This is a genomic window from Sphingomonas sp. NBWT7 (genome assembly GCF_014217605.1).
Lineage (GTDB): Bacteria > Pseudomonadota > Alphaproteobacteria > Sphingomonadales > Sphingomonadaceae > Sphingomonas.
Window position 1 is genome coordinate 445,731 of the sequence record NZ_CP043639.1, and the last position, 6,770, is coordinate 452,500.

A 6,770-nucleotide genomic window follows, 5' to 3' on the forward strand; every position below is an offset into this window, starting at 1 on the left:
GACCTGGCTCAGACGTTGAAGCGGAACAGCATCACGTCGCCGTCGTGGACGACATATTCTTTGCCCTCCTGGCGAAGCTTACCCGTCTCGCGCGCACCCGTCTCTCCGCCGCACGCGACGTAGTCGTCGTAGGCGATCGTTTCTGCGCGGATGAAGCCGCGTTCGAAATCGGTGTGGATCTCGCCCGCCGCCTGCGGTGCCTTCGATCCCGCGGCGACGGTCCACGCGCGCGCCTCCTTCGGTCCGACGGTGAAGAAGGTGAGGAGATCGAGCAGCTTGTAGCCGGCGCGAATCACGCGGGCGAGGCCGGTCTCCTCCAGCCCTAGCTCGGCAAGGAATTCGCCGCGGTCCTCCGGCGGCATGGTCGCGATCTCGGCCTCGATCGCGGCTGAGACGACCACCGCCTCGGCGCCCTCCGCCTTCGCCTTCTCGTGCACGCGCGCCGACAGCGCGTTGCCGTTCGCCGCATCGCCCTCATCGACGTTGCACACGTAGAGCACCGGCTTGGCGGTGATGAGCTGCGCCTGCGCGAAGACGCGCGCTTCCTCGGCATCCTTGGGCACCGTCAGACGCGCAGGCTTGCCCTCGCGCAGCAGCTCGAGCGCCTGGCCGAGCACGCTGGCGCCGATCTTGGCTTCCTTGTCGCCCTGCTGGCCCTTCTTGATGAGGTTGGGCACGCGCTTCTCGAGGCTCTCAAGGTCGGAGAGCATCAGCTCCGTTTCCACCGTCTCGGCGTCGGCGATCGGATCGACCTTGCCCTCAACGTGGGTGACGTCGCCGTTCTCGAAGCAACGCAGCACGTGGACGATCGCGTCCACCTCCCGGATGTTACCGAGGAATTGGTTGCCGAGCCCTTCACCCTTCGATGCGCCGCGGACGAGCCCCGCGATGTCGACGAACGCCAGCTGCGTCTCGATGATCTTGGCCGACTTGGCGATCTCGGCGAGCTTCTGAAGCCGTGGATCGGGCACGCCGACGTTGCCGACGTTCGGCTCGATCGTGCAGAACGGATAGTTCGCCGCCTGCGCCGCCGCCGTCTCGGTCAGCGCGTTGAAGAGGGTGGACTTGCCGACGTTCGGCAGGCCCACGATGCCGCAGCGGAAACCCATGATCGATCCTTGAAACTAGATGTGGCGGCGGCCTTAATGCGCGGGCGCGGGGGGCGCCACCCTTTGTGCCGCGCGCGATCACCAACGATAGTTGAAGCTGACGCTGATCCGGTCTGCCTTGGCGGTGTTGGGCATCACCTCGTGCCGCAGCCAGCTTTCCCACAAGAAGATCGTGCCGGCAGCCGGCTCGGCGTGAAAAAAGCTGCCCTCGCGCGGCGGCGCGGCCATCATCAGCCCGAGCCGGGGATCCTCCAGCCGCAGCGCGCCCGACCCCGGCGGCACCGCGACGTACATCGTGCCCGATACCACGCTGTGTGGATGGATATGCCCCGAATGCGCGCCGCCGGGTTTGAGCAGGTTCACCCACAGGCTGTCGAGCTTCAGCTTGCGGCCGCCAAGCGCGAAGCCGCACGCCTCGGCATAGCGCGCGACGTGGCGGTCGAGATGGCGCTTGAGATCGGCGAAGGCGGGATCACGCAGCGGCAGATCGTTCAGCGAGGCGTAGGAGGTGTAGCCGCGATAGCCGTGCGCCTTCGACCAGCGTCTGCCTGCAGTGTCGTCCTGCGCCAGCGCGCGAACCGACGCTTCGAGTTCTTCGACCAGCGCGATGTCGGCGATCGTGTCCTCGTAGAATTGCGTTGGAAAGAGCGATCGAACGGCCATCGCGGCGGGGTAGGGGCACCGCGCGTGCTTGCCAAGCGGATCAACCGCCGACCAGCCGGTGGACCAACGCCAGCCCGGCGATCAAGAGCGTGAGGACACCCAGGACCAGTAGCAACACGACGTACAGCACCGTTCAGGTGCCAACGCCATCGGCGCGCCGGCCGACCCAGTAGATCGACGCCAGATCGGCGATCACCAGCGCAAGACGCGCGGCGACGACAGCGAGCGCCGCCAGTGCTGCGGCGCCGGAGACCCGCGCAACCGCAGTGCCGGTCAGACCGGCGACCATTCCACCGGCTCTGCGCCCTCGTCGTCAGCGGCGACTTGCGCGTGATCGGGGCCGATCGCCTCGAGCAGCCGATCGAGCACCCAGTCGACGCCGACGCCGCTCGCGCCCGATACCGGGATCACTGCGGCGCCGCTCGCTTCCTCGAGTTCAGCCGACAGCGCGGCGACGAGTTCGTCGTCGAGCGTGTCGATCTTGTTGAGCGCGACGACGACCGGCTTGTCTTCGAGTCCGCCGCCGTATGCGGCGAGCTCGTCGCGCACGATGAGGTAACTCCCCGCGACATCGGGATCGTTCGCGTCGACGAGATGAAGCAGGACACGGCAGCGCTCGATATGGCCGAGGAACCGGTCGCCGATGCCCGCCCCGTCAGCTGCGCCTTCGATCAGGCCCGGGATGTCGGCAACGACGAACTCGTTGCCCTTGTGGCGGACGACGCCGAGCTGCGGACGCGTGGTGGTGAAGGCATAGGCGCCGACCTTCGCCTGCGCGTTGGTAACCGCGTTGATGAAGGTCGACTTGCCGGCGTTCGGCAGGCCGACGAGGCCGGCGTCGGCAAGCAGCTTCAGCCGCAGCCAGACCCACGCTTCCTCGTTGGGCCAGCCGGTCCCGTGCTGGCGCGGCGCGCGATTCGTCGACGTCTTGTAGCTGGCATTCCCACGCCCGCCGTCACCGCCGCGCAGGAAAAGCTCGCGCTGGCCGACCTCGGTCAGATCGAGCAGCAGCGTCCGCTCGTCGTCGTCAGCGAGGACCTGCGTACCGACGGGCACCTTGATCACCAGATCGTCGCCGCCCGCGCCGGTGCGGTTCGATCCCGATCCGCCATGGCCACGCTCGGCGCGGAAATGCTGCGTGTAGCGGAAGTCGATGAGCGTGTTGAGCCCGGCGACGGCTTCGAAGATGATGTCGCCGCCCTTGCCGCCGTTGCCGCCGTCCGGCCCGCCATATTCGATGAACTTTTCGCGGCGGAAGCTGACGGCACCGGGGCCGCCGGCGCCCGAACGGACGAAGATCTTGGCTTGGTCGAGAAAGTGCATGGCTCGCCGCTTAGCGCCTAAGCGCGCGCAAGGCGAATGATAGGACCGCCTGCACGCGGCCCGATGGAAACTCGGCTACTTACCGCGATCGGCGAGCAGCATGCGACGCGCGAGTAGCCGGGCGGTCTCACGTGGCAGGCCGAGCGTCCGCGCCATCGGCCCACCGAGCAGCGCGTCGCCGAGCGCCATTAGCACGAGTTGCAGCGTTTCCTCGCGGATCGGCATCCCCGTCGCCGTCTGGTCCTGCGCCAGTTCGTCGACAAGGTCGTGGATCGCGGTCAGGATCGGATCGAGCGCATTCTCGTTGCCGCTGAGGATCATCCAGCTGGCGAGCGCGCCTGCGCCGTTTCGGCCGAACGCGTCGAAGGTGAGGTCGACGACCTCGGCCGGATCCTCGCGTTCGCGCGAGCGGATCACTGCCTGCTTGATCGTGCCCACTATGTGCCCGGCCAGATGCGCGATCAGCGCCTTCTGCAATTCCTCCGCCGAGCCGAAATGATGCAAAAGATTGGCGTGCGTCCGCCCGATCCGCGCGCCGACCGCCTTGAGCGTCACCGCCTGCGGTCCGACCTCGATCAACAGCTCGCGCGCCGCCTCGAGCGCGGCGGCACGCGATTCTTCGGGGCTCAGGCGGCGGCGTAGCGGCGTCACGGACATCGCACCGGCTGTCGTCGGTCCGGCAACGTTTTGCAATCCTTCGCGAAGGCGTCGCTACGCCGCAATCGGCATTCGAACCGGATCGCTGTCCGCCTCAAAATCGAGCACCAGCGTTACGCGGGCCGATCCGCCGCCATGCGGAACCGCGGCGCTGCAGCCCTTGTTCCGGAAGCCGAGTTTGGCGAGCAGGCGCAGCGCTGCAACGTTGCCGGCGTGCGGGTTCGCCTCAAGCCGCCGCAGCGGCAGCGCGTGGCGCGCCATGTCGATCACCGCGTTCGCCGCCTCGCTCGCGATGCCGCGCCCCCGCGCGGCTGGCATCAGCCAGCAAGCGAGCTCGGCCTTATCGGGCGCGTGCGCGATGAGGCCGATCCCGCCCACTATCCTCGGATAGCCGCACTCGTGCGACAGGATCAGGAAGCGCGCGTCGGTGGCGCCGTGCGGCACCGCCAGAAAGGCAGCGGCACGTTCGGACAGATGGGGGCAGGGTAGGCCCGCCTGCAGCGTGGCGGCGCTCTCGCGCACGATCGCCGCCATGATGGCGTTGGTTTCCTCGGGCCAGCCGGGCCGCAGCGTCAGTCTCTTCGTCCGCGCGAACATCGTCGCTTCTCCTCCCGGCGCGCCGTAGCGGCCGTCGATGACGGTCCGGCGACGCGCTGTTGCGGGAGCAAGAAAAAAGGGAGCCTAGGCGGACCCGGCTCCCTTGTCGTTGGCTGGCCTCCCATGTGGAGGCACCGGATCGCCCAGTGGGCAACCCGGTTGGTTACCCGATGTTATTCAGCCGCCTCGGCCATAATGTCGACCGAACAGAATTTGCGGCCGAGCTTGCCGTCGTGGAACACCACGCGGCCGTCGACGAGCGCAAACAGGGTATGGTCCTTGCCGATGCCGACATTGCGGCCCGGATAGAATTTGGTGCCGCGCTGACGCACGAGAATGTTGCCCGCGATCGCTTCCTGACCGCCGAACTTCTTCACGCCAAGGCGACGGCCGGCCGAATCACGACCGTTGCGCGACGAGCCGCCTGCTTTCTTATGTGCCATTGTGCTTGCTCCTTACGCTTCGCGGATCAGGCCGACGCGCCGATCGACACGATCTTCAGGATCGTGTGATTCTGACGGTGACCGTTGCGGCGGCGATAGTTGTGACGGCGGCGCTTCTTGAAGACGATGACCTTCTCGCCCTTCGCCTGCGCGACGATCTCGGCAGCGACGGTGAGACCGTCCGTGGGCTTCAGGTCCGAACCCTCGCCCGCCAGCAGAATGTCGCTCAGCGTAACCGATGCGCCGGCATCGCCCTCCAGCTTCTCGACGACGATCTTGTCTCCGGCGGCAACGCGATACTGCTTGCCGCCTGTGCGCACGATTGCGAACATGGCCCTGTCACTCTACCCAAATGTCTGTGCCCGGACCGGACAGCCGGACCAGGAGGAACGGCGCAGCTAGGGGAGGGGGCTGCGCTTGTCAACGCTTCGGCGGATAGGGTCGCCGAAAAACGCTAGGCTCAGTGGCGGTGTTCACGGCGCAGATTGTAGCGACCGTCTACCAGCCCGGTGAACAGCCCGGCGATCGCGGGATGATCGACCGGCTCGTCGCTCTCATCGTGCACCAGGTTCTGCTGGCTGACGTAGGCGACATAGGTCGATTCGGCGTTCTCGGCGAGCAGGTGATAGAAAGGCTGGTCCTTGCGCGGTCGGATTCCCTCGGGGATCGACTGATACCATTCGTCGGTATTGGCGAACACCGGATCGACGTCGAAGATCACGCCGCGGAAATCGAGCATGCGGTGACGCACCACGTCACCGATGGTGAACCGGGCATGGGCGATCGGCGGCGCAACGGGGGCATCGTCGACGGTCATTGGGCTGGTAGCAGCGGGCATGATGGTCAATCTAGGCGCTCTTGCGCGCGGCACAAGCTGCCGCTTGCGCAGCATCCACAACCACGTTAGAGGCGCGCCCTCGATCGCCCGGTCCGGCCTTTCACCGCCGCCCGGAGCCTCTGCGGAGAGGTGCCAGAGTGGTCGATTGGGACGGTCTCGAAAACCGTTGTGGGTTTACGCTCACCGTGGGTTCGAATCCCACCCTCTCCGCCACCTGCCCCTATATCCGTGACAGCACTGGCATTCACTGCGCGTTGACGTGCAGTTCCTCCAACCCGCGGAAGAACGGCAGCGTGCGCCATTTCGGGGCGGCCTCTGGTTCGGCAAGTCGCAGGGCGGGGAAGCGTTGGAACAGCTTGAGGAGCGCGAGTTGCCCTTCGAGCCGGGCGAGCGGGGCGCCGATGCAGATGTGGCTGCCGCCGCCGAACGAGAGATGCGGCGGGCGCTTGGCGTCGATGACGAACTGATCGGGTTCGTCGTAGACCGCCGGATCGCGGTTGGCCGCGCGCAGCACCGTCGTCACGACTTGGCGCGCCGCGACCGGGCAGCCGCCGACCTCCGCGTCGTTCGCCATGATCCGCTGCGTCATGTCGATCGGCCCTTCGAAGCGTAGCACCTCCTCGACCAGCGCGGGCGCGAGTGAGGGGGCGGCAAGAAGCTTGTCGCGCTCACCCGGGTTGAGCATGAGTAACCGCGCGCCATTGCCGATCAAATCGGTCGTGGTGAGGTTGCCGCCGACGAGCAGCGCGATCAGGTTCACAGCGAGTTCGTTCCCGGTGATGTCGGCGCCGTCGCGCTGCAATGTGACCATGTCGCTGATCAGATCGTCGCGCGGCGCGGCGCGGCGGGCGGCGATGACTTCGTGAAAATACGCGTGGAGGGCGTTGCGGCAGCGTTCGAGCTCGTCGCTCTGCTCGGCCGAGCGAAACGGATTGAGGCCGAGGATCACACCCTCGGACCAGCGGCGGAAATCGTCCAGCCGCTCACCGTCAACGCCGAGAATCGCCGCGATCGCATCGACCGGGATGGGCACGCAATAGGTCGCCATCAGATCGAAGGGCTGCGACGGATCGATCGCGTCCAATGCCGCGTCGATCACCTGCTCTACGCGCGGGCCGCACGTCTTCACGCGCGCGTAGA

Annotated in this window: 10 protein-coding genes and 1 tRNA gene (1 of these 11 only partly in view); 1 reads left to right on the forward strand and 10 read right to left on the reverse strand. The window is 66.9% G+C overall.

What is annotated here, in order from left to right; genetic code table 11:
* Positions 1 to 8: 8 nt before the first annotated feature.
* The 9 genes from ychF to hspQ all read right to left on the reverse strand — a co-directional run bounded on the left by ychF (position 9) and on the right by hspQ (position 5,630).
* Complete coding sequence (gene ychF, locus F1C10_RS02135; protein WP_185208399.1) at positions 9 to 1,109, reverse strand: redox-regulated ATPase YchF; 1,101 nt, start codon at positions 1,107 to 1,109, stop codon at positions 9 to 11.
* Between the two features lie 78 nt (positions 1,110 to 1,187).
* The gene (locus F1C10_RS02140; RefSeq protein ID WP_185208401.1) at positions 1,188 to 1,772 is read right to left on the reverse strand and encodes a TIGR02466 family protein; all 585 of its coding nucleotides are present in this window, start codon (positions 1,770 to 1,772) and stop codon (positions 1,188 to 1,190) included.
* Positions 1,773 to 1,905: 133 nt separating this feature from the next.
* Positions 1,906 to 2,061: a hypothetical protein gene (locus tag F1C10_RS02145; RefSeq protein WP_185208403.1), complete on the reverse strand. Its 156-nt coding sequence runs from the start codon at positions 2,059 to 2,061 to the stop codon at positions 1,906 to 1,908.
* A complete protein-coding gene (obgE, locus tag F1C10_RS02150; RefSeq protein ID WP_185208405.1) occupies positions 2,046 to 3,095 on the reverse strand; it encodes a GTPase ObgE in 1,050 nt (349 codons plus the stop codon). The genes F1C10_RS02145 and obgE overlap by 16 nt, the downstream gene beginning before the upstream one ends.
* 75 nt (positions 3,096 to 3,170) lie before the next feature.
* Positions 3,171 to 3,752: a TetR/AcrR family transcriptional regulator gene (locus tag F1C10_RS02155; protein WP_185208407.1), complete on the reverse strand. Its 582-nt coding sequence runs from the start codon at positions 3,750 to 3,752 to the stop codon at positions 3,171 to 3,173.
* Between the two features lie 54 nt (positions 3,753 to 3,806).
* A complete protein-coding gene (locus F1C10_RS02160; RefSeq protein WP_185208409.1) occupies positions 3,807 to 4,349 on the reverse strand; it encodes a GNAT family N-acetyltransferase in 543 nt (180 codons plus the stop codon).
* A 173-nt stretch (positions 4,350 to 4,522) separates the two neighbouring features.
* Positions 4,523 to 4,792, reverse strand: coding sequence for a 50S ribosomal protein L27 (gene rpmA / locus F1C10_RS02165; protein WP_085809326.1), 270 nt, complete (start codon positions 4,790 to 4,792; stop codon positions 4,523 to 4,525).
* 26 nt (positions 4,793 to 4,818) lie between these two features.
* A complete protein-coding gene (rplU, locus tag F1C10_RS02170; RefSeq protein WP_185208411.1) occupies positions 4,819 to 5,124 on the reverse strand; it encodes a 50S ribosomal protein L21 in 306 nt (101 codons plus the stop codon).
* A 128-nt stretch (positions 5,125 to 5,252) separates the two neighbouring features.
* Positions 5,253 to 5,630: a heat shock protein HspQ gene (gene hspQ / locus F1C10_RS02175; protein WP_185208413.1), complete on the reverse strand. Its 378-nt coding sequence runs from the start codon at positions 5,628 to 5,630 to the stop codon at positions 5,253 to 5,255.
* Positions 5,631 to 5,753: 123 nt separating this feature from the next.
* On the opposite strand from hspQ, the gene F1C10_RS02180 reads away from it, so the two are divergent.
* Positions 5,754 to 5,843: transfer RNA gene (locus F1C10_RS02180), tRNA-Ser, on the forward strand.
* 31 nt (positions 5,844 to 5,874) lie between these two features.
* Here the strand turns inward: F1C10_RS02180 and F1C10_RS02185 are convergent.
* On the reverse strand, positions 5,875 to 6,770 hold the 3' portion of the coding sequence (locus F1C10_RS02185; RefSeq protein ID WP_185208415.1) for a cytochrome P450. The gene runs 718 nt beyond the window's last position; the window shows 896 of its 1,614 coding nt (coding positions 719-1,614); its start codon lies off the right edge, out of view; the stop codon is at positions 5,875 to 5,877.